Annotated in this window: 16 protein-coding genes, 1 tRNA gene and 3 pseudogenes; 17 read left to right on the forward strand and 3 right to left on the reverse strand. The window is 62.7% G+C overall.

All coding sequences use genetic code 11. From position 1 onward, the window contains the following. The first annotated feature begins 139 nt into the window (after window positions 1-139). A tRNA-Met gene (locus BBTA_RS08790) sits at window positions 140-216 on the forward strand. Window positions 217-1,547: 1,331 nt separating this feature from the next. Beyond that, window positions 1,548-1,649, forward strand: a pseudogene (locus BBTA_RS41280) (sulfur reduction protein DsrE); the annotation flags it as partial. Between the two features lie 220 nt (window positions 1,650-1,869). Here BBTA_RS41280 and BBTA_RS08800 read toward each other — a convergent pair. The 3 genes from BBTA_RS08800 to BBTA_RS08810 all read right to left on the reverse strand — a co-directional run bounded on the left by BBTA_RS08800 (window position 1,870) and on the right by BBTA_RS08810 (window position 4,533). After that, entirely contained in the window at window positions 1,870-2,835 is a 966-nt protein-coding gene (locus tag BBTA_RS08800) for an MBL fold metallo-hydrolase (protein ID WP_012042117.1), read from the reverse strand. Window positions 2,836-2,924: 89 nt separating this feature from the next. Beyond that, a complete protein-coding gene (locus BBTA_RS08805; protein ID WP_012042118.1) occupies window positions 2,925-3,749 on the reverse strand; it encodes an alpha/beta fold hydrolase in 825 nt (274 codons plus the stop codon). Window positions 3,750-4,110: 361 nt separating this feature from the next. Further along, window positions 4,111-4,533 carry a nuclear transport factor 2 family protein gene (locus BBTA_RS08810; protein ID WP_012042120.1) on the reverse strand — a complete coding sequence of 141 codons (423 nt, stop codon included), beginning with the start codon at window positions 4,531-4,533 and terminating at the stop codon, window positions 4,111-4,113. 381 nt (window positions 4,534-4,914) lie between these two features. Between BBTA_RS08810 and BBTA_RS08815 the strand changes: the two genes are divergently transcribed. The 15 genes and pseudogenes from BBTA_RS08815 (at window position 4,915) to BBTA_RS08885 (ending at window position 22,725) form a co-directional block, all read left to right on the forward strand. Beyond that, window positions 4,915-7,770: a winged helix-turn-helix domain-containing protein gene (locus BBTA_RS08815; RefSeq protein ID WP_041750499.1), complete on the forward strand. Its 2,856-nt coding sequence runs from the start codon at window positions 4,915-4,917 to the stop codon at window positions 7,768-7,770. Window positions 7,771-7,821: 51 nt separating this feature from the next. After that, window positions 7,822-9,225, forward strand: a complete 1,404-nt coding sequence (gene soxC, locus BBTA_RS08820; protein ID WP_244424390.1) for a sulfite dehydrogenase — start codon at window positions 7,822-7,824, stop codon at window positions 9,223-9,225. Continuing rightward, complete coding sequence (locus BBTA_RS08825) at window positions 9,212-9,757, forward strand: c-type cytochrome (RefSeq protein ID WP_012042123.1); 546 nt, start codon at window positions 9,212-9,214, stop codon at window positions 9,755-9,757. Before soxC ends, BBTA_RS08825 begins: the two co-directional genes overlap by 14 nt. Window positions 9,758-9,825: 68 nt before the next feature. Continuing rightward, window positions 9,826-10,233: a DUF302 domain-containing protein gene (locus BBTA_RS08830; protein WP_012042124.1), complete on the forward strand. Its 408-nt coding sequence runs from the start codon at window positions 9,826-9,828 to the stop codon at window positions 10,231-10,233. 66 nt (window positions 10,234-10,299) lie between these two features. Next, window positions 10,300-10,868: pseudogene (locus tag BBTA_RS38480) on the forward strand (alcohol dehydrogenase catalytic domain-containing protein). Between the two features lie 52 nt (window positions 10,869-10,920). After that, complete coding sequence (locus tag BBTA_RS08840) at window positions 10,921-11,223, forward strand: 4-oxalocrotonate tautomerase family protein (RefSeq protein ID WP_012042127.1); 303 nt, start codon at window positions 10,921-10,923, stop codon at window positions 11,221-11,223. Window positions 11,224-11,508: 285 nt separating this feature from the next. After that, a pseudogene (locus tag BBTA_RS08845) lies at window positions 11,509-12,484 on the forward strand (IS3 family transposase); the annotation flags it as partial. 741 nt (window positions 12,485-13,225) lie between these two features. After that, a complete protein-coding gene (locus tag BBTA_RS08850; RefSeq protein WP_041750501.1) occupies window positions 13,226-14,578 on the forward strand; it encodes a PotD/PotF family extracellular solute-binding protein in 1,353 nt (450 codons plus the stop codon). A gap of 72 nt (window positions 14,579-14,650) precedes the next feature. Beyond that, window positions 14,651-15,532 carry an ABC transporter permease gene (locus BBTA_RS08855; protein ID WP_012042130.1) on the forward strand — a complete coding sequence of 294 codons (882 nt, stop codon included), beginning with the start codon at window positions 14,651-14,653 and terminating at the stop codon, window positions 15,530-15,532. After that, window positions 15,529-16,419 (forward strand): ABC transporter permease, encoded by an 891-nt coding sequence (locus BBTA_RS08860; protein ID WP_012042131.1) that lies wholly within the window; start codon window positions 15,529-15,531, stop codon window positions 16,417-16,419. The genes BBTA_RS08855 and BBTA_RS08860 overlap by 4 nt, the downstream gene beginning before the upstream one ends. A gap of 11 nt (window positions 16,420-16,430) precedes the next feature. Next, window positions 16,431-17,537: an ABC transporter ATP-binding protein gene (locus tag BBTA_RS08865; RefSeq protein ID WP_012042132.1), complete on the forward strand. Its 1,107-nt coding sequence runs from the start codon at window positions 16,431-16,433 to the stop codon at window positions 17,535-17,537. Between the two features lie 26 nt (window positions 17,538-17,563). Next, window positions 17,564-18,052 (forward strand): (2Fe-2S)-binding protein, encoded by a 489-nt coding sequence (locus BBTA_RS08870; protein WP_012042133.1) that lies wholly within the window; start codon window positions 17,564-17,566, stop codon window positions 18,050-18,052. A 2-nt stretch (window positions 18,053-18,054) separates the two neighbouring features. After that, window positions 18,055-20,442 (forward strand): xanthine dehydrogenase family protein molybdopterin-binding subunit, encoded by a 2,388-nt coding sequence (locus BBTA_RS08875; RefSeq protein WP_012042134.1) that lies wholly within the window; start codon window positions 18,055-18,057, stop codon window positions 20,440-20,442. Between the two features lie 9 nt (window positions 20,443-20,451). Next, window positions 20,452-21,249, forward strand: a complete 798-nt coding sequence (locus BBTA_RS08880; RefSeq protein ID WP_012042135.1) for a xanthine dehydrogenase family protein subunit M — start codon at window positions 20,452-20,454, stop codon at window positions 21,247-21,249. 15 nt (window positions 21,250-21,264) lie between these two features. Then, window positions 21,265-22,725 carry an amidase gene (locus BBTA_RS08885; RefSeq protein ID WP_012042136.1) on the forward strand — a complete coding sequence of 487 codons (1,461 nt, stop codon included), beginning with the start codon at window positions 21,265-21,267 and terminating at the stop codon, window positions 22,723-22,725. Window positions 22,726-22,941 lie beyond the last annotated feature (216 nt).

Consider the following 22,941-nt stretch of genomic DNA (forward strand, 5'->3'; position numbering starts at 1 on the left):
CGGACAAAAATCGCACAGAACGAAATCGGCGCGCGGCGGCGGGCTTTGCTTGACAGGGGCCGGAACGGCTCCTTATAAGCGGCCCGTTCACAAGGCCGGTCGCACGCGTCGACCCCCTCTCGCCTTGATCGGACACCGTGGCGGGGTAGCTCAGCTGGTTAGAGCACGGGAATCATAATCCTGGGGTCGGGGGTTCGAGTCCCTCCCCCGCTACCACGCGTGACCCACTATTGTAGCTGGCATCCGGGAACACTCCTTTCCCGAGTAATGCGGCTAGCTTCCCCTTTACTTCGATCTCAAATTCTTCCCTGGGTCTCTTCGGGTAGATCGTGACGCTGTGCACGAGAGCCCGGAAATCGTCGATGAGCGTGCCTCGGTCGTCCTCGGCACTGGCGTGGTCCGCCACAGTTTCCGCCAGCGCATCGACGGTTGCGACATATCGGTCCAAGGTTGCCGGGTGAAGGGCAACTGGAACAGGTGCTTCCTCAAGCGCGGCCAGTTCCGCCTCTACCCGCTCTCGCTCCTCTTTGAGCTCGCGATGCGTTGCCGAGCGTCGTCCTCCGAAATGACGTATCGGATGACAAGATCGATGTTGCGCTGCCGCTCGCCCTCGATCCGATCGCGCTTCGCCTGCTAGAGCTCGGCCCGTTAGGTCGCTGAATCAGACGATATCGTCGGGTTTATGACCGCGAAATCCGGCCGCGATCCGACAACAATGACGGCTTAGCACAACTATGTTGATGGCCTCTTCGCGATGGCCATGCAGCTCTGGAAAGAGAATGTGGAACTGAAGAAGTCGGCCGCCGACGCCTGAGCGAATAAACCGTCCCATCCGGAGATAGCTATGATTTATGTTGCGAAATAGGCGCCGCGCGTCCTCAATGTTCTGAGGAACGCGCACCCAGCGAAAAGCACAACCATCACGCAGTGCCGCGCAGATCTCGGTCAAGCAGGGTTGTTCGTTCCGCCTTTAACCATTGAGGTCCTCCTTGAGCAACGTGTTGCAATGAACGCAAAGCGGGCCCTGACGTTTGGTAATGCCGATACGGCAGCCATAAGTCATGGCTATATTCATCCGGAATCGCTTGTTGCCCTGACTGCGAGACGGATGCATTGGGATGGCGGGGAGCTTGCATGGGCCGACAGGCAGCAGTCCGAATCATCAACCATTGGCTGTGATCGTAGCGTTTCCTGGAAGTGTCAAACGTTGAATCTGGGACGCTCCACATTTTTTTGCGAGTTCTTTGGAAGATGGCCTTTGACCCTCAACGTGGGGCTTTCGTCATTCCAGGGGGCGCAGCTGCTCACAGGAGCGAGCGGCTGCAAAGCACCTTGTCACCTTGCTGGGATGATTCCCCCCGGTGGGTCGCGCGCTCCGCTACGTCACGCTGAATGACGTGGCGTATAATCATTGGCGCAACATCGTCACCGGGAATTCCTATCCAATCTTACGCATAGGCAGTTTGTCAGCCTCAGGGCGACCGGAGCTTTACGCATACATGGGCGCAAGTACGATGATTTGCGCCGCACGCATCAGTTGAAGGGGGCTGCCCGCTTCGGTGGTCCATCTTCAACTGATCACCACAGATATCGCGAACCGGAAGGCGGCATCAGATGTGATCGTAGTCTTTCACACCAACGCTGGTCATTCAAACTGGAGACCCCCGATGCTGTGAACCGACTTTACTTCCTTCAGCTCAACAGGAATATCGATGGTCGGACCGCTTGTCGTCTCCGACGTGGTTGCCTCCTGTGGGCACGGAGTTTTGTCATGGGATTTGAGCCGCCACGATCCAAAGGGAGTCGCGGGCACGTGGAAATTGGAGCGAGGAACTCGCTACTGGACTTCGGGATCAACCGAGGCTGTTTCTAGACGCCCTCGTAGACCAGCCGGGTGAAGAAGCCTGGATCAATAACGAAATTGCCCCACTTGAGGTCGAACGCGGCCGTTGGCTTAGCGGCGACGGTCTCATTCTTCGAACGTCCTTGGCGCTTGAGCGTTGCGACATTCTCGCGGATGGCGACAAGCATGTCTCGGAATTCCTGCAGCTCGGCGCGATTGCTCACTGGGTTTCCGTGACCTGGGATGATGATTGTCTTGTCGGTCGATGCGGCAAGGTTCGCATCGGAAGCGGCGATCATGCCGTCAATGCCGCCTCCTGTCGAATAGTCGATGAACGGATAGATTCCGTTCCAGTAGGTATCGCCGGTATGCAGGACGTCCGCTTCAGCAAACATTACTGAAATGTCGCCATCGGTATGTGCCGAGCGATAGTGCTTCAGGGTTAGCGACTGACCGTTGAGCTTGACCGAATGCTCCTTTGAGAACACCCGACCGGGCAGCCCGGTCTGTACGAGCGGTAGGAAATTGTAGTCCCAATCCTCCACACGCTTCACCTGCGACAGGTACTTGCGTGTGTTCTCATGGGCGATGATCTCAGCTCCTCCAGCGCCGATCCAAGGATTGCCATCAGAGTGGTCAAAATGCCAGTGGGTGTTGATGAGATGCGTCACCGGCTGAGGGGAGATCGCGGAGAGAGCCTTGGTCATCTGGTGGCGCGACACACTAATGCCTGCATCAACCATGACGAGGCCGTCTCTTCCGCTCAGAACCGCGACGTTGCCTCCGGACCCCTCGAGAATGGAAACGTTGTCTCTCAGCCTGTGAGTAACGATTTTTGCCTGGGCGGCACTATCCTTGATGAGACTTACCAGGCCGCGTGCTTCCGCATAGGCCTCGCGTGGGCTCATCCACCCGCCGGTGGCGGCGAATGTTGCCGTACCCATGCAGCAGAGGCAGAATCCACGGCGGGAGATCATGTGTCCGGATTTCATGATGTACTTTTCCGCAGCCGGTCTCAGGTGAGCCGACTCTCTAAATCAGTGTATGCAGGTCGGAGGGAGGTCTCTGACAGCAGCGGCGCTCATGACTTGATGAAGGCGAGCAGGTCCGGGTTGATCACATCGGCATGGGTCGTGAACATTCCATGAGGGTAGCCATCGTAGACTTTGAGCGTTCCGTTCTTGAGCAGCTTGACAGAAAGTTCGGCGGAGTCGGCGATGGGCACGACCTGGTCGTCACTGCCATGCATGATGAGAACCGGCACGTCTATAAGCTTCAGATCCTCGGTGAAATCGGTCTCCGAGAACACCTTTATGCACTCATAGTGCGCGTTCGCTCCCCCCATCATGCCCTGGCGCCACCAGTTGCGGATCGTGCCTTCGGAGATGACCGCGCCGGGGCGGTTGAAGCCGTAGAACGGGCCACTCGCGATATCTAGGTAGAGTTGCGCTCGGTTGGCCGCGAGAGCCGCGCGGTAGCCGTCGAAAACCTCAATGGGAAGTCCACCGGGATTTTTGGCCGACTTGACCATCACGGGCGGGATGGCGGAGATGAGCACCGCCTTGGCGACCCGACCCTTGCCGTGCCGGGCGACGTACCTCGTAACTTCGCCGCCTCCCGTCGAGTGGCCAATATGTATTGCGTCACGAAGGTCGAGGGCCTCAGCGAGGGCCGCGACGTCAGCTGCATAGGTGTCCATGTCGTTGCCCGCGGAGGTCTGGCTTGAGCGGCCATGGCCCCTCCGGTCGTGCGCGATGACCCGGTATCCCTTAGCGAGGAAGAACAGCATCTGGGTGTCCCAGTCGTCGGCGCTCAGCGGCCAGCCGTGGTGGAACACGATGGGCTGTCCGGTGCCCCAATCCTTGTAGAAGATCTGCGCGCCGTCTTTGACCTTGATGCTGTTCATGATCTCAATCCTATTTTCAATGGTTGCTTGGCTTGAGCTCGCCGCTATGACGGGCAGCGTTTTGGCAAGAGCGATGGCTCCGGTCCCCGATCAGGACCTCCCGTCTGGTCGCAGTGGACATTGTCGTGGATTTGCTCGAATCCATTGGTCCTCCCGCCCGTTGGCTGGACATGGCTCCGCTGGCGCCTTGGGACACAGGACCAGCCATACAGATGAAGAGCGACTGGTGATCATTGAGGCTGGGCCTTTTCCGTTTCCAAACGCCATTGATTTCGCCGCTGCGATCAACGTGATGAAAGAATAAGCGAGGGGTAGGGAACCGCGACCCCGGGCGCAAAACAGGTCCGAAATCGATGGGCTTTCATTTCGCGGGTGACACGCGATTCCAAAACTCATCAAACTCGCGCGTGTCGAAGAAGGCGACAGCGCTTGTCACTCTCTTGTCCTTCATGCGAAAATACCATGTGTACGTATTGCGATACGACAGTCCATCTTTCGTTGTCGCGGAGGCGTCAAAGAATATGATCACGACGTCTCCGTCGGCGTAGATGCCGCGAACGGCTGGAACCAGCGGCGTAGCCATCCGAGCGTTAAACGGCTTAATCACTTCCTCCAGAAAAGCTTCGCGAGTCGCGTAGGTCTTCGATAGTGGCGATGAGCCGACAATCGTCCAATCGGCGTCCGCCAGCAGCAGTTCGAATGGGGTGCCGGTACCGGCACTCCATCGGTCGAAGCTCGCTTTAACAACGGCTTTGTTTTCTGAGGCGTCTTTGCCGGTGGACATGGATTGCCCCGATAATTTTTGCGATCAGCTCGATGATGGTTTGTACCAATGCATCTGCGGATCATATCCGCTGTCGCGCTCGGATACCTTGATGAGTTTCTGAAGAATTCTGAAGTAGGGTCAGTGTCCCGACTGGGAGTAAGTCGGCCAAATGGTTCAGCGCAAAGAAGGCGAATCACCCTATCTATAATCCACCCTTATGGGTCGTTCAGGAAAAGGCAAGGCATCGCCGTAAGGGTCTAGGTTCTTCCGTTCGTCGCGCTAGATGTCTTTTCTCCACGCTGACCATCACGGAAAAATGCTAACCTAGGAGTGCAAGTGCGGCATTTGGTGCTCGCCTGCGCTTTGGCTCTATGTAGTGTTTCGAGAGGATTTGCGAGAATGCCCGCACTCGGCGGAAAAGTCGTTTTTGCAACTGGTGAGTGGGAGATCGATCTCGATCGTCGTGAGCTACGCGCGCGGGGGGGACCTGTCCCCCTTGGTGGCCGAGCTTTCGAAATCATGGAAGTTCTGATCAAATCGGAGGGTAAGCTTGTCACAAAGGACGAGCTGCTGTCCCAAGTTTGGCCGGGTGCGACCGTCGAAGAAAACACCCTGCAAGTCCATATATCCGCGTTGCGAAAGGCCTTGGGACCGGACCGAGAAATGTTAAAGACGATATCCGGCCGCGGTTACCGTCTGCTTGGCACGTGGGCGCCAAGGGCATCAGGTGCGGTCTTGAGGACCAGTCCGGTACACTTCCACGCGGTCTCCGGGGCGACCTTTCAAACCAATCTGCCCGAGGCGACCTCTGAGTTGATTGGTCGCGATGCTGCCGGACAGCATCTGCGCAATCTCCTGTCGACGTATCGTGTCGTAACGCTGACGGGGCCGGGCGGAATCGGAAAGACGAGACTTGCTCTGGAGGTCGCTCGTAGTCTGGTCCCAGATTTTCATGGCGATCGCTTCCTTGTTGAATTGGCGTCGCTGTCGGATCCCGCACTCCTGCCGTCCGCCGTGGCGGGGGCGATGGGCCTGAGGCTCGGCGAGGATGCCGCATCGCATACCATCGCGCAGATTACGGGCGGCAAGAAGCTGCTTCTCGTGCTTGATAATTGCGAACACGTCATCGAGGCTGCGGCTCGGTTTGCGGAAACGATCGTGCGCCTGTGTCCGCACGTATCGATTTTGGCAACCAGCCGCGAGGTTTTGCGCATCGACGGCGAATATGTGTATCGCGTTCCTCCGCTGGACGTGCCACCCGAAAATCAGGCCGATCCGAAGCGGGTTCTCGATCACAGCGCGGCACGGCTGTTCGTTTCCAGGGCGATGGCATCGCAGGCGGATTTCCTGCCCGACGGCGAAAATATTTCGGCCATTTCCGCCATCTGCCGGCGCCTCGACGGCATCCCGCTTGCGATCGAATTTGCGGCCGCCCGTGCTGCCACGCTCGGGCTTCGCCATGTCGCGGCGCGGCTGGACGATCGTTTCGGATTGCTGACCAGTGGTCGGCGCACCGCGCTTGCGCGCCACCAGACGCTGCGTGCAACGCTCGACTGGAGTTACGAGCTCCTAGCCCCGCTGGAGCAACACGTTCTGTGTCGTCTGGGTGTCTTTCATGGTGGCTTTACGCTGGAAGCAGCGGCTGCGGTGGCGGAGGAGCCGGCGAATACCTTGCCGGTGGTCGAGGATATCGTCTGCAAGCTGGCGACTAAATCGCTGCTAGCACTGGATGGATCAGGGCCAGGCGACCGTTGGCGGATGCTCGAGACGATCCGCGCCTATGCCCTGGAAAAGCTGAACGATGCTGGCGAAGCCGCTCGCGCCCGGCGGCTTCATGCCGAGTATTTTCGCGACCTGTTCATGCCGATCAGCTCGCGCGCGTCGCTGGAGACAAAAGCCGACGGCATCGCTTACGAGGTCCGCGATCTTGACAACGTCCGCGCCGCGCTCGACTGGTGCTTCTCTTCGGCCGGCGATCTGGCAATCGGGGTTTCGCTCACCGCGGCCTGCGTGCCGGTCTGGCTCAATCTGTCATTGGTCGCCGAATGTCGGGAGCGCGCCGAGCGCGCGCTGGCCTGTCCCGAGATCGAACAGGCCTTGAGCGCACACCTGCGGATGCAGCTCTATATCGCGTTCGGGAGAGCCGTCGTTCAATCGATGGGGGCCGAAGAGCAGATCGACTCCGTGCTGTCGAAGGGACTCGAAATCGCAAGAAGTATCAATGATGTCGATGCAGAGCTGCGGGCGCTTTGGGCCACGTGGTGCTACCTCGATCACAAGGGTGAGCACGGGGCAGCGCGCTCCGTCGCGCAGCAGTTCGCGCAAGCCGCGGGCAGAAAAGGCGATAGCGCAGATATCCTCGTCGGAGACCGCTTGATCGGCTACACGACGCACTATCTCGGAGACCAAGTCGAGGCGCGCGGCTACCTTGAACGGGTGGTCGAAGGCTATGTCGCTCCGGCCGGCCAGCGTCACGTGATCTGGTTTCAACACGATCAGCTTGTGGTCGCCAAAGTCGTGCTGGCGCGGGTGCTTTGCCTTCAGGGCTTTCTGGATCAGGCAACGCAGATGGCCCGGGAGAGCCTTGAACAGGCGCGGGCTTCAGGACATTCCCTCACGATCCGTTACGTCCTGGGCTGGGGCTTGTGCCCGCTGTCGCTGATGATCGGTGATCTTGATGCGGGCGCAGACTTCGTGGCGACCCTTGTCGACCTCGCCGCGCGGCGCAGTCTGCCGTTCTGGCAAAGCGTCGGGCGCGCCTTGGAAGGGACACTTGCCATTCGGCGCGGCGAGTTCGCATCGGGCTTGGCCTTGCTGCACGGCGTGCTTGACGCCAAGCCCGGCTGGGCCGTCCGGTTCCCCGATTTCCTCGGTGCTTTTGCCGAGGGCCTTGCCCGGTTGGGGCGGCTTTCCGAAGCACTCTCGACCGTCGCGCGTGCGCTCGCGGACGCCGAGCGAGGTGAGGCGTGCTGGTACCTCGCCGAGATGCTGCGGATCAAGGGTGAACTCCTGCTCCAGGCCGGCGGAGATCGCGCGGAGGCGCAGGCGTGCTTTCAGGAAGCGCTCGATGTCGCGCGCCGCCAGGGGGCGCTGTTGTGGGAATTGCGCAGCGCCGTGAGTCTCGCTGGCGTGCTTGGTCATGATCGGCCGGAGGAGGCGCGCCAGATTCTGGCATCCGCGTTCGGGAGATTCACCGAGGGCTTCGACACCGCCGATCTGCGCGCCGCGAGGACCATGCTCGAAGCGCTGCGCTAAAATCAGCCTCCCGAAGAGCCACGGGCGAGGCGCCGGCATCTCCCCAAGCCCTTGCTCGGCTTCAGCTGTCTGAATCACGCCTTACTTCAGGAATCTTCAGAACTGCATCAGGGAATGCATGCGGGACGGGAAGTATGTTCGCACCAGTGCAACGACTTCCAGGAAATCGAGATGGCCGACCACGGCAATTCTCCGCCCGATCTTGTTGAGTCCGACCGCCTACGAGCCAGCCCGTCGCGCAGGAGTTTCTTCGCCGCCTCCGCAGGCCTTGCGGGTAGCCTTATTGCCGCCCCGGTGGCAGCGGACTCGCTGGCCGACGTTCCGCCGCGCGAGGACGGCGCCAATCTCAGTGGGCACAGCGAGCGATCGCAATATGTGAAGCTTGCCCGTATTCCCGAAGCCGGGCCCGGCAAGCGCAACGTCGATCCGAGCGATGCGATCAATTCCAAGGCGCCACTCGACAAGCTGTTCGGCGGCATCACGCCAACCGATCTGCACTATGAGCGCAGCCACTCCGGCGCCCCCGACCTCGATCCGGCGAAACATCGCCTTCTGGTCCACGGCATGGTGGGGAAGCCGCTGGTCTTCAATGTCGAAGACCTCAAGGCCATGCCGTCAGTTTCTCGGGTCGTCTTCATTGAATGCACCGGCAATGGTTGGGAGAACTGGAAGAAGGCCGACGAGAATCTGACGGTGCAGCACACCCACGGGCTCGTCAGCACCAATGAGTGGACCGGCGTGCCCTTGAAATTCATCGTCGACCTGGTCGGCAAGGAACCAGATTCGCACTGGATGCTGGCAGAAGGTGGCGACGCCGCCGGCGTCGCGCGCAGCATTCCGCTGACAGACGAGATCCTGAGCGAGGCCTTCGTCGCCTATGGCCAGAACGGCGAGCCGCTGCGGCCGGCGCACGGTTTTCCGATGCGGCTGGTCATGCCGGGGTTCGAGGGCAACCTCAACATCAAATGGCTGCGCCGGCTGAAGTTCGGCGACCAGCCCTGGATGACCCGCTGGGAGACCGCGCGCTACACGCAGTTGCAGGCGAACGGCAAGGCCACGCAATTCCAACTGCGCATGGACACCAACTCGGTGATCACCACGCCGTCGGGCACGATGGTGATCAAGCCGGGTTACCAGCGCATCAATGGCCTTGCCTGGAGCGGCCATGGCAGGATCGCGAAGGTCGAGATATCGACGGACGGGGCGAAGAGCTGGAGGCAGGCGCAGCTGACTCAGCCCGCGCTGCCGAAGGCGCAAGTCCGCTTCCAGATGGATTGGACTTGGGAAGGCAAGCCGACCAGGATCGTGAGCCGTTCCACCGACGACAGGGGCAATGTGCAGCCCGACCGTAAATCCTTCATTGCGGCGATGGGGACCAACGCGCTGTTTCACTACAACGCGCAGCAGACCTGGAGCATCGACGAAACCGGGAGAGTCCGCAATGTCCTCGACTAGCAGGAGCGTTCTCGCCGTGGCGGTCGCACTCGCATTGGTCTCGCCCGTCCTCGCCTATGATTTCGGTCGTCAGGCAACGCCCGACGAGATCGCGTTATGGGACATCGACGTCAGGCCGGATGGCAAGGGATTGCCGCCCGGAAGCGGCACGGTGGCGGAGGGCAAGCAGGTCTTCGCCGACAATTGTGCTGCATGCCATGGCGACAAGGGCGTCGGCGGCATCAAGGACCGGCTGGTCGGTGGCCCGGGCACACTCGCCTCGGCAAACCCTGTGAAAACCGTCGGCAGCTACTGGCCCTATGCCACGACGCTGTTCGATTACATTCACAGGGCCATGCCATATCAGGCGCCAGGCTCGCTGAGCAACGACGACACCTACGCCGTCGCCGCCTACATTCTGAGCCTGAACGGCATTCTGCCGGCCGACGGCAAGCTCGATCGCGACAGCCTGCCGAGGGTGAAGATGCCGAACCGCGACGGCTTCGTGCCCGAGCCGGAATTCGATCCGGCGAAGCTGTTCCGAAAGCAATGAGGGCGGCGTTCGCGAGGGCCGCCATCTTGGCGCTGGTCGCTGCGCCATCGCTATGGGGAGTGCATGCAATGGCCGCCGAAGGACTGATCACGCTGCGCAGCAGCTTTGGACCTGAAGAGACCATGAACCGGTTCGAGGCCGAGGTCCGCGCGAAGGGCATGACCGTGTTCGCCCACATCGACCATGCCGCCGGTGCGGCCGCGGTCGGGCTGCCGCTGCGGCCGACGGATCTGTTGATCTTCGGCGCCGCCAAGGGCGGCACGCCGCTGATGCAGGTGGCGCAGACGATCGGCATCGACCTGCCGCTGAAGGCCCTGGTCTGGCAGGACGAGGCTGGTACGACTTTTCTGTCCTATAACGATCCAGCCTATCTCACGCAGCGGCACGGCCTCAGCGAAAGCACAAATCCCTTGGTCGAAGCGATGTCGGGCGCGGTCAAGGCGATCGCGGCCAAAGCTACAACGACGCCTGAGTAAACCATCACCGGGAAAGGCAGGCCAACATGAGCGCGACCATGGCGAGCCGCTATACTCGGCGGAGCGATGCAGCCATCCGGGCTCGCCTCGATCCCGCAGCCGGTGCCTGGGCGCGGCGAGGTGCTGGTCAAGGTTGCTGCGAGCGGCGTCAATCCGCTCGGCATCAAAATCCGGGCTGGCGTCGCGGCGCATGCGCGTCATCCCTTTCATGCGGTCCTCGGTATCGACCTGCTGGCACCGTGGCGGCGCTTGGGCCCGGGGTGGCTACCTTTCGCGAGGGCGACGAAGTTCATGGCATGACAGCGGTGTCGGCGGCGTGCAGGGATCGCTCGCCGAATATGCTGCTTTCAACTCGGTCGCCCGCTTCGGCCATGTGGTCAGCGCGCTCGGATGGTAGACGCATTCGCTCGCGCCGCTCTCTCTCCGTGCCGGCACCTATTCTGGCGTATTCACGCTGTTGCCGCTCCTCAGCGGCGAATGCCGCGCGCATCACGGGGAAATCCTACGCGAGGCGACCAAATTCGTCGAAGCTGCGCTTCGATCCGCGCCGGTTCAACCTGTCGAATGTCGACGCGGCACATGCGTCGGTCGATGACCGGTCGGCAAAGGGGAAGATCCTGGTTGAATTCCAATAGCGATCTGAGGCAATCGACCTTACTTGTACCCGTATGTGAAAGGAAACCCAACATGCCATTCGTCAATGTTAAACTGGTTGAAGGCGTTTTCACCACTGAAGAAAAGCATGCAATGGCTAAAGCGCTTACCGACGTGATGGTCAAGTTCGAGGGATCGGAGGTCTTTCGCGAAGTCGTCTGGGTCTTGATTGAGGAGCTTCACACCGACGGTTGGCACATCGGCGGCCGGCCGTTCGCGGGGCCAAAGTCGTTGAAGGAATCGTTGGGTAACTCAAAGGCTATCTACGAGACGATCAACGGCGATCCTACCACGCGCGCCGAATGGGCGGCCGCAGCACCTGTTCGTAACACCTGACGACAACAAGGTCGATCAAGGACGTCAATCTCGAAAAACTGCCGAGACCTGCGCTTAGTATCATCGTTCACGGAGGCTCGATCGATGGACATAGAACCAAACCAATTCGTGGCGAGTGCCACGTCGTCTACGCGTTAGGAGAACGATCGGCGTTCAAGATTGGCGATCTTATCAGCTCGCGGTTGACAATGAGCAGGAGAGGATGCGCCGGTGAGGCAGGCTGAAATGATGCAAGCTGCCATTCTTGATGCACCGCAGCTGCCATTTCGGCTTGCCTCGATCCCGCGGCTCAAGCGGCTGCTGGCGGACGCCATGCTGGACAATGCCGCCCTGAAGGATCTCCTGGGAAAGAAGTGGTGACGCCTGCGGCGAAGCGGAAAGCTGTCGCACATCTCGTGCGCGTTCACGGGATGAGCGAACGGCGGGCGTGTAAAGCCATCGGCTGTTGCCGCATGACGGTCAGATATCGGACGAGCCGGGCTGATGATGCCGGGCTGCGGGAGCGCATGAGGCCGATCGCCCATGAGCGTCGCCGCTTCGGCTATCGTCGCCTGCACGTCCTGCTCAAGCGGGAGGGCTACCTGGTCAATCACAAGAAGCTGTTCCGGCTGTACCTGGAGGAACGGCTCACGGTGCGCCGCAGAGGTGGCAGCAAGCGCGCTATCGGGACGCGAGCGCCGATGACGGTGCCGCTGCTCCCGAATCTTTGTGTCGGATCAGATGACCGATGGCCGGCGCTTCCGCATCCTGACCGTGGTCGACGACTGCACCCGCGAGTGCCTGGCGCTGGTGGCCGACACTTCACTCTCGGGCGTCCGGGTCGCACGAGAGTTAGACCGGCTGGTCGCCGAGCGCGGCAAACCCGATGATGGTGGTGAGCGACAACGGTAGTGAGCTCACAAGCAATGCCATCCTGACATGGACCGATCAGAGCCGTGTCGCCTGGCACAACATTGCGCCGGGCAAGCCCATGAAGAACGCCTTCATCGAGAGCTTCAACGGTCGCCTGCGGGATGAACTGCTGAACGAGACGCTGTTCGCCTCGCTTGCTCAGGCCCGCGTCGCGCTCCGATGCTGGCGGACCGACTATAACGACGCTCGGCCACACTCCCAGCTCGGATGGAAGACGCCATCCGAATTCGCCGCCACCTTCAATCCGCGTCGGGATCTGGCGCTGCGCTATGCCGAGAGCTCCGCGCCAGCTGCTACGACCGCCCAGATGGGCACATCAAACCGCCCGAACGAACTCAGATCTGGATAAAACTTGGGGGCAAGGGCATCCGGGCCGAATTGGATTTATCTCAGCAGCAATCACCTCAAGGCTCGCTGTTGGCCGAAAATGATTTGGGCTTATTAGCCGGGCGCGAGTGAATGAATGTGCAAGAGCGCGTGCTCGAACTTGTCGATCGTTTCAATGCGGAGACGTGACGATTGGCCTTGCCGATCAAATTGGTCGATCGGAGCGCCCTAATATCTCTGATAGAATTGGACCACGCGAGGCCGTTGACGCTCGGATCTACTCTGTGGGAATGCGTCTCTGTGGCCGCTCGCGCGACAGGATCAAGAAGGCAGAACGTCCTCGTTATTTGCAGTGGTTGGCTCGTTGAGCTGCGTTGCGGCGCTGCCAGCGGAATTCTGTCGTCGGCGCGATTGACTGATCCTGGAGTGTCTTGAGATTGGTCGAGGAATCTCAAGGCTTTGTGGGCTCAGCTTAAGATACGACGCTCTCGTGTCCGTTTCTTGATCGCCGTCGAAAAAGAATCCGTTTGCGGCCAACATCGGTCCACTGCTCAATCGGTTCTCAGCCGATTGGCGCGGATCTGTGCGATTGCCGAGAGCTCAAGCAGAGGACAGTCGACATTAGCGGCGCTTATATCCGCAATTTTTGCTTCCAATTTTACTTCGCAAAATCCCGCCGATAGCCTCGCATCAAGATCGAAACGCAAGCGGGCCAACATCCAACGAAGGATGTCGTGCTGCCTTGTAACCAGCGGGGGTTGCTATGCGCGACAACGAGACACGCACGTCGACGGGCGAGACGGTGGGACTAAAGACCAGGCCGCCGAAAGACAGGCTGAGCCGGCGTTCATTGCTCAAGGGTGCGGCCGCGCTTGCGGGTGCAGCGGTTGGCTCGGACATCGTGCCGGGCGCGCCGACGATCTGGGCGCAGGAGATCAAGGATATCGAACTGCGCCATGTCGGCGTGTCCTATTCGGTGGTGAAGGCGATCGGTGACCAGGCCGCGAAGGATCTCGGCTTCAAGGTCACGATGCAGAACCTCGATACGTCGGCGGCGATCAACCGTTTCATCAGCCAGCCGAACAGCGTCGACATCGCCGACCTCGAGGGCTGGCAAGCCAAATTGGCCGCCAAGCGCGGCGTCATCCAGGGCATCGAGGTCAAGAAGATCAAGGAGTTCGACAACATCCTCCCGATCTTCACCAAAGGTGAGATCAATGGCAACAAGATTCCGCGCCAGGGCATTTCGCCCTATGAGGCGATGTACATCGCCAAGCCCGATGCGACCGATCTTCATGACGGTGTGACCGAGTGGGCGACCTTCCTGCCACAGGTCTACAATGCCGACTCGATCGGCTACCGGCCCGATCTCGTCGGCCACGAGGTGACCGAGTGGAAGGACCTGATCGACCCGAAGTTCAAGGGCAAGGCCGCGATCCTCGACGTGCCCGCGATCGGCATCATGGATGCCGCGCTGTGCTTCGAAAGTGCCGGACTGATCAAGTACGGCAACAAGGGCAACATGACCAAGGAGGAGATCGACTTCACCTGCAACAAGCTGATCGAGCTGAAGAAGCAGGGGCAATTCCGCGCCACCTGGACCACCTTCGATCAGTCGGTGCAACTGATGGCGGCAGGCGAGGTGGTGATCCAGTCGATGTGGTCGCCGGCGGTGGCCGCGGTGCGCGTCAAGGAGATCCCCTGCGTCTACGCGCCTGTCAACGTCAAGAACGGCAAGGAGGGCTATCGCGGCTGGTGCAACGGCATGGGTCTGATGAAGCACCTCACCGGCAAGAAGCTCGACGCCGCCTATGAGTATCTCAACTGGTACCTGTCCGGCTGGCAGGGCGGCTTCGTGGCGCGCTACGGCTATTACAGCCCGGTGCCGTCGACGGCGAAGAAGTTCCTCTCCGCTGCGGAATGGGATTTCTGGTACGAGGGCAAGCCCGCGCCGGAGGTCGTGAACGACCCCTATGGCGTGCCGATGGAGAAGGCCGGCACCAAGCGCGACGGCGGCTCGTTCCTCGACCGCGTCACCAACATCTCCTGCTGGAATACGCTGATGGACGAGGCTGCCTACATGAACAAGCGCTGGAACGACTTCAAGGTGGCCTGATTCCTGCCTCTTTCCACTGCACGGCCGGCACGATCCCGTGCCGGCGCAGGCGACAGCAAAGCAATCTCCGCGATGATGCCGAGCTCTTCTTCAACCTCTCGTTCGAGCCTGACCGGCTGGCTTTACGTGTCGCCTCTGGTCGGCGTGCTCGTGCCGTTCTTCCTGGCGCCGATCCTGGTGGTGCTGGCGGCAAGCTTCTTCGGCTCGGACGGATTCGGCGGGCTCACGCCGGGCTTCACGCTGGCGAACTACGTCGAAGTGCTGCATTCGGCGCTGACGCTCAAGCTCTATCTGGCAACGATCAAGTTCACCGTGCTGACCTGGATCTTCACGCTGCTGATCGGCTTCTTCGTGGCATACTTCCTGGTCTTTCACGTGCGCAACCAGCTGCTCGCAATCGGGCTGTTCCTGCTGTGCACCGTGCCGTTCTGGACCTCGAACATCATCCGCATGATCTCGTGGATCCCGCTGCTCGGCAAGGAAGGGCTGATCAACGCGGCCCTGATCTCGACCGGGGTGATCCGCCAGCCGCTGGAAGTGCTGCTGTTCTCGGATCTCGCCGTCGTCATCGCCTATGTGCACCAGCTGACGATCTTCATGATCGTGCCGATCTTCAATGCCATGGCGCGGATCGACAAGCGGCTGATCGAGGCCGCGATCGATGCCGGCGCCAGCCGCTTCGACATCCTGCGCCTGATCGTGGTGCCGATGGCCAAGAGCGGCATCGCGCTCGGCTCGATCTTCGTGGTCTCGATCGTGATGGGCGACTTCTTTGTCGTCAAGGTGATGTCCGGCGGCGGCTCCGCCTCGGTGGTCAGCGCCTTCTATGAGGACGTCGGCGTGCTGCAATATCCGACGGCAGCGGCGAGCGCGGTGCTGCTGACGCTGGTGCTCGTCGCCATCGTGTCGCTGATCCTGCGCAGCGTCGACATCCGGCGGGAGATCACCCGATGAGTGCCGTCGTGGTCGACAATCCCGAGCAGGGGATCTCCGCGCGCAAGGCGATCGCGCCGAGCAGGGGCAAGCGGCCCTGGACCTTCTACGTGCTGGCGTCGCTGTTTACAGCCTATGTGCTCGCGCTCTACGGCCCGATGTTCTGCATCTACATCCTGTCGTTCCAGGACGTTCGCGGCGGCCTCGTGTTTCCGATGAAGGGGCGTTCGCTGCACTGGTTCATCGACCTGTTCACCCAGGTGCGTACCGGCGACGTCAAGGGCTCGTTCGACCGTTCGATCAAGCTCGCGGTGATCGTCACCATCATCACGGTGGTGATCTCGTTCCTGGCCGGCCTCGGCTTCCGTCGCCGCTTCAAGGGCGACAGCATCGTATTCTACATGATGATCGGCAGCCTCGTGGCGCCCGGCCTGGTGCTCGGGCTCGGCACTGGCCTGCTGTTCCAGGCGCTGGGACTGAGCCCGGCCTGGTACTCCTCGGCGCTCGGCGCGCAGCTGTCGTGGACGTTGCCGTTCGGCGTGCTCGTGATGTTCGCGGTGATGTCGCGCTTCAACAATGCCTGGGACGAGGCGGCGCGCGATCTCGGCGCCAGCCGCTGGCAGGCGATCCGGCTCGTCATGATCCCGGTGCTGGCGCCTGGACTGGTTGCGGTCGCCTTGTTCGGCTTCACGCTGTCCTACGACGAGTTCGCGCGTACCCTGCAGACGGCGGGCTCTCTCAACACGCTGCCGCTGGAGATCTGGAGCATGACGTTGAACGTCACCTCGCCCTCGCTCTACGCGCTCGGCACCGTGACAACGATCGTGTCCTTCGTCGTCATCGGCGTCAGCCTGGGAAGCATCGTGCTGATCCAGAAGAAGCGCGGCGCGCAGAAGATCAAAGGATAAGGCTTGGACGGATGCGGATCGAACGAGGCGATATTGAGCTCGCAGGTGTCTGCAAGAGCTATGACGGTGTCGTCAATGCCGTCGACGGCGTCAATCTCAGGATTGCCGACGGCGCTTATTGCTGCTTCATCGGCCCGTCCGGCTGCGGCAAGACCACCATCCTGCGCATGATTGCCGGCCATGAGGACCCGACCGCGGGAGAGATCGTGATCGGCGGCCACAACGTGGTCGGCCTGCCGCCGGTGCAGCGGCGCACCGCGATGATGTTCCAGTCCTACGCGCTGTTTCCGCACCTGACGGTGCGCGAGAACATCGCCTTTGCGCTGCAGGTCCGCGGCCAGTCCAAGGCCGAACGGCTGCGGGCGGCTGACGCGATGATCGAGAAGGTACGCCTGACGCAGTTTGCCGACCGGCTGCCGGCGCAGCTCTCCGGCGGGCAGCAGCAGCGCGTGGCGCTGGCGCGGGCCGCGATCACCGAGCCGCGCGTGCTGCTGCTCGACGAGCCGCTGTCGGCGCTCGACGAGCAGCTGCGGGTGCAGATGCGCCAGGAGTTGCGGCGGATGCAGCGCGAGCTCGGCATTACCTTCATCCACGTCACCCACACCCAGCTCGAGGCGATCGCGCTTGCCGATCTCGTCGTGGTGATGGAGCAGGGGCGGATCAAGCAGGCCGGGCCGGCGCGCGAGGTCTACGCCCATCCGCGCGACCGGTACGTCGCCGAGTTCATGGGCGGCCAGAACGTGCTGTCCGGCCGGGTCGCGAAGGTCAATGGCGGGAGCTTCCTGCTGAAGCAGGGCGCGCGAGAGGCCATCGAGGTGCCGCTGCAGGCGCGTCGCGGCATCGGCGTCGGCGACACTATCGATATCGCCGTGCGCCGTGACGATGTTGCGCTGGTCCGGCCCGGCGCGTCGCTGCCGCCCGGTTGCGGCACCGCGCTGCCGAGTCGCGTGACCGCGATCGAGTATCAGGGCTATTTCGTCAAGGTCATGCTCGACACCGTGCCGGACGACGAGTTCGTCGCCTATGTGCCCGAAAAGACCTTCTTCGCAGATCCCTTCAACGTCGGCGACGTCGTTCTGGCCACCTGGGTGGCGGATCGCGCCCGCCCGCTCGCCTGACCCTTTTCGACAACGGAGAGTAGACCGTGCAGATCTCCTTCACCCTCAATGGCCGTCCGACCACGGTCGACGTGGCGCCGGCAACGCTCGTCAGCGATCTCCTGCGTGAGCAGCTCAGCCTCACGGGGACGCATGTCGGCTGCGATACCAGCCAGTGCGGCGCCTGCGTCGTGCATCTCGACGGTGCGCCCGTGAAGAGCTGCACCTTGCTGGCGCCGTCGCTGGACGGCGCGACCTTGCTGACCATCGAGGGGCTCGGCGCCACCGCAGGCTCGAACGGGCTGCATCCAATGCAGGAAGCGTTCCGCGAGCATCATGGCCTGCAATGCGGCTTCTGTACGCCGGGCATGGTGATGACCGCGACCGCTCTCGCTGCCGCCAATCCGGCACCGACCGAGGCCGAGGTCCGGCGCGGGCTCGAAGGCAACATTTGCCGGTGCACCGGCTATCAGAACATCGTCATCGCGGTCATGGCCGGCGCGGCCGCCATGCACGCCACGTCAGCGGGAGAGTGACCATGGGGCAGGTGATCGGGATCGGCGCGGCGCCGAAGCGCAAGGAAGATCAGCGCTTCCTCACCGGGCGCGGCAACTACGTGTCGGACATCAAGCGGCCGGGCATGACGGCGGGTGTTTTCATCCGTTCGCCGCATGCCCATGCCGTGCTGCGCGGCATCGACAAATCCGCCGCGCTGGCGGCGCCGGGCGTGGTCGCGGTGCTGACCGGCGAGGATGTCGCGGCCGACGGCCTGGGCTCGCTGCCCTGCGGCTGGGGCATCAGCGACGCCAAGGGCGTCCCGATGAAAGAGCCGCCATTCCCGATGCTGGCGCAGGGCAAGGTGCGCTTCGTCGGCGACATGGTGGCCTTCGTCATCGCCGAGACGCTCGAACAGGCGAAGTCGGCGGCGGAGCTGGTGAATGTCAACTATGAGGTGCTGCCCTCGGTCGTCGGCGTGCTCGATGCGGTCAGGCCCGACGCGCCGCAATTGTTCGACGACGTCCCGAACAATGTCTGCTGCGACTGGGAGCTCGGCGATAAGGCCGCGGTGGAGGCGGCGTTCCGCAAGGCGGCGCATGTCGCCAAGCTGAGCCTGGTCAACAATCGCCTGATCGGCAATCCGATGGAGCCGCGGGCGGCGATTGCCGAATATGATCCGGGCAAGGGCCACCACACGCTGTGGACCACCAGCCAGTTTCCCCATGTCGTGCGCTTCCTGATGAGCGCGCTGGTGCTGAAGCTGCCGGAGCACAAGGTGCGCGTCGTGGCGCCCGATGTCGGCGGCGGTTTCGGCGTCAAGCAGTTCCATTATGGCGAGGAGGCCGTCGTCACCTGGGCGGCCAAGCGCGTGCTGCGCCCAGTGAAATGGGTGGCGGATCGCTCGGAAGGCTATCTGTCGGACCGTCACGGCCGCGATCACGTCACCGAGGCCGAGCTGGCGCTCGACGAGAACGGGAAATTCCTGGCGCTCCGGGTCAAGACGCTCGCCAACATGGGCGGTTATCTCTCGACTTTCGGCCCGAACATCCCGACCAATCTGTACGCCCCGCTGCTCGGCGGCGTCTACACGACGCCGGCGATCTACTGCAACGTCAAGGTCGTATTCACCAACACCGTGCCCGTGGACGCCTATCGCGGCGCCGGTCGGCCCGAGGCGACCTTCGTGGTCGAGCGCATCGTCGATGTCGCCGCGGCCGAGATGGGGATCGACCGCGTCGAGCTGCGCCGGCGCAACATGATCCCGAAGGAGGCCTATCCGTACCAGACGCCGGTGCTGGTGCAGTACGATTCCGGCGATCCGATGGGGTGTCTCGACGGCGCGCTAGTCGCCGCCGACGTGAAGAATTTCGGCGTACGCAAGGCGGAATCGGCGCGCAATGGCAAGTTCCGCGGGCTCGGCTTCTCGACCTATGTCGAGGCCTGCGGACTCGCGCCGTCGCGCTTCGCCGGACGGTTGGGCGCGCGTGGCGGCCTCTATGAGAGCGCCACTGTGCGGGTGCATCCGGCGGGGCAGGTGACCGTGATGATCGGGACGCATAATCACGGCCAGGGCCATGAGACGACCTTCGCGCAGATCGTGTGCGAGAAGCTCGGCGTCCCCTTCGAGAATGTCGACATCGTGTTCGGCGACACCGACCGCGTCCAGTTCGGCATGGGCACCTATGGCTCGCGCTCCCTGGTGGTCGGCGGTGCGGCGCTGTCGAAGGCCGCCGACAAGGTGATCGTCAAAGGCAAGAAGATCGCCGCGCATCTGCTGGAAGCCAGCGAGCAGGACATCCATTTCGAGGCCGGCAAGTTCTCGGTTGCCGGCACTGACCGGGTCAAGACGATCGAGGAGATCGCAGGCGCGGCCTACGTGCCGCACAATTATCCGTTGGAGATCCTCGAGCCGGGACTGGAGGAGCAGGCCTATTACGACCCGGTCAACTTCACCTATCCGGGTGGCTGCCACATCGCCGAGGTCGAGATCGATCCGGAGACCGGCATCGTCACGCTGGTCAACTATACGGCGGTGGACGATGTCGGCACCGTCATCAACCCGATGATCGTGGAGGGCCAGCTGCATGGCGGCATCGTGCAGGGCGTCGGCCAGGCGCTCTATGAGAATGCAGTCTATGACGAGAGCTCCGGGCAGTTGGTCTCTGGCTCGCTGATGGATTATTGCGTGCCGCGCGCCGACCATCTGCCGATGATGAAGGTGGCCACGCACTCGACGCTGTGCACGCATACGCCGATGGGCGTGAAGGGCTGCGGCGAGGTCGGCACCATCGGCTCGCCGGCCGCCGTGATCAACGCGGTGGTCGATGCGCTGGCACATCTCGGCGTCACCCATGTCGACATGCCGGCGACGCCGAACCGCATCTGGCGCCTGCTGCAGAACGCGTCGCTGCCAGTGGCCGCAGAGTAGGGGGGAGACATGCGTGCATTTGCCTATCACCAGCCGAACGAGATCTCGGAGGCGGTCAAGTTGCTCACATCGGTCGAGGACTGCAAGGTCCTCGGCGGCGGCATGACCCTGATCCCCACGCTGAAGCAGCGCCTCGCGGCGCCAGCCGCCGTGGTGGATCTCGCGAAACTGCCTGCTTTGAAAGGGATCAGCGACGACGGCGTGACCGTGACGATCGGCGCCATGACCCCACATGCGGTGGTCGCTGCGTCACCGATCGTGCAGGCGCGCATTCCCGCGCTCGCTCATCTTGCATCCGAGATCGGCGATCCAGCCGTCCGCAACCGCGGCACGCTGGGCGGCTCTGTCGCCAACAACGACCCGGCCGCCGACTATCCCGCCGCCGTGCTCGGCCTCGGCGCCACCATCATCACCAGCGCGCGTGAGATCGCGGCGGATCGGTTCTTTGTCGGCCTGTTCGAGACCGCCTTGGAGCCCGGCGAGATCATCACGGCGATCCGCTTTCCCGTGCCGGTGGCGGCGGGCTACGCGAAGTTCAAGGCGCCGGCGTCGCGCTATGCGCTGGTCGGTGTGTTCGTCGCCAGGTTTGCCGACGGCGTGCGCGTCGCGGTGACCGGCGCCGGGGCGGGCGTGTTCCGCGTTGCGGCGATGGAGCAGGCGCTGAGCCAGAGCTTCGAACCGACCAGCATCGCCTCCATCAAGATCGATGCGGCCGGGCTGACATCCGACATCCATGCCGAAGCCGACTACCGGGCGCATCTCGTCACGGTCATGGCCAAGCGCGCCGTCACGGCCGCATCGAGGTAGCCTTCAGGACCCATCATGACAGCCTTGTCTGCCCACGCGGCCGCTGCGGACGCGCCGTCCGATCTCGCTCGTTTGTCTGCCGTCGATCTGCTGGCGGGATATCGGCGCAAGCGCTTCACTCCGGTTGACGTGGTCGAGGACGTCATTGCGGCGCTGGACGCCACGCACACCCGCTGTAACGTCGTGGTGACCGCGATGTACGAGCAGGCGCGTGCCGACGCCAAGCGCCTCGCCGCCGCGATGCGTGCGGGCGAGCCGTGTGGTCCGCTGGCCGGTGTGCCCGTCACCATCAAGGATCTCGTGTTCGTCGCGGGCGTGCCGGCCTATGCCGGCTCGCCGATGAACAAGAGCTTCGTCCCCGACGCCGATGCGGCTGTGGTGTCGGCGCTGAAGGCTGCGGGCGCGATCATCACCTGCAAGACCACGACCTGCGAGTCCGGTTACAAGCTGACCGCCGACAGTCCGGTGACGGGACTGACGCGCAATCCGTGGAATCCGGCACACACCAGCGGCGGGTCGAGCGGTGGTGCGGCTGCGGCGGTCGCTTCGGGCTGCGGTCCGATCGCGATCGGCACCGACGGCGTCGGCTCGATCCGGGTGCCGTCGTCGTTCTGCGGTGTGTTCGGTTTGAAGCCGACCTTTGGCCTGGTGCCGCGCTCGCCCGGCTTCGCGCCGCCCTCCTGGGCCTCGCTGGCGCATACCGGCCCGATCACGCGCACGGTGGCAGACGCCGCGCTGGCGCTCGAGACGATCGCCATCCACGATCTGCGCGATGCGGCGAGCCTCGCGGTCGCGGAGCGCCGCTTCGACGCGAGCCCGCGGCCGCTGACCGGCCTGCGCATCGGCGCCAGCGCCGATCTCGGCTATGCCGCCGTCGCGCCCGATGTGCGCGCGGCCTTCGCCAAGGCGGTCGCTGTGCTGGAGGACTGCGGCGCGCGCATCAGCGGCGATCATCCCGGCATCGACAGCCGAATCCTGGAACGGACGCTGAAGCCGATTGCCTTCATCGAGCAGGCCGCAGCGGTCGCGCACAAGACCGGAGACGAGCTCGCCGATTGCGACACCGATTATCGCGATGTGATCGCGGCGGGCCGCAGTTACGCCGGCGTCGATTATGTCGAGGCCGGCTATCGCCGCACCCAGATGCGCGCCGCCTTCGTCGATTTGTTCTCCCGCGTCGATGCGCTGGTGACGCCGACAGTCGCGGTGACCGCGTTCGGTGCGGGGCAGCTCGGGGTCGCGAGCATCGACGGCACGCCGGTCGATCCGCATCTCGGCTGGTCGCCGTTCTCCTGGCCGATCAATCTGGCCGGCCTGCCGGCCGCCACCGTGCCGTGCGGCTTCGATCGCGACGGCCTGCCGATCGGCCTGCAGATCATCGCGCCCTGGCTCGACGAACCCACGATCTTCAAGATCGCTGCGGCCTTCGAGGAGGCGCAGCCGTGGGCCGGGAGGTGGCCGGAGATGCGCGGTTAGTTGGTGCGCGATGTGTGCCGGTTGCACCCGCACGCAACCCATGACGCACCCTTAAGCTCATCACCTGCGCTGCATTGGGCAGCGAAACGCTGATTGAACTTACCGTCTTGCTGATGAGATCGCTGCGCGACGATGGGCATGCGGCGGCTGCTTTGCCCACCCTGCGAACTCATGCCGTGTTGCGCGGGCGTGGTGCGAAGATGCGCCGGCGACCCG

Source organism: Bradyrhizobium sp. BTAi1, assembly GCF_000015165.1.
In the GTDB taxonomy this organism is placed as follows: Bacteria; Pseudomonadota; Alphaproteobacteria; order Rhizobiales; family Xanthobacteraceae; genus Bradyrhizobium; species Bradyrhizobium denitrificans.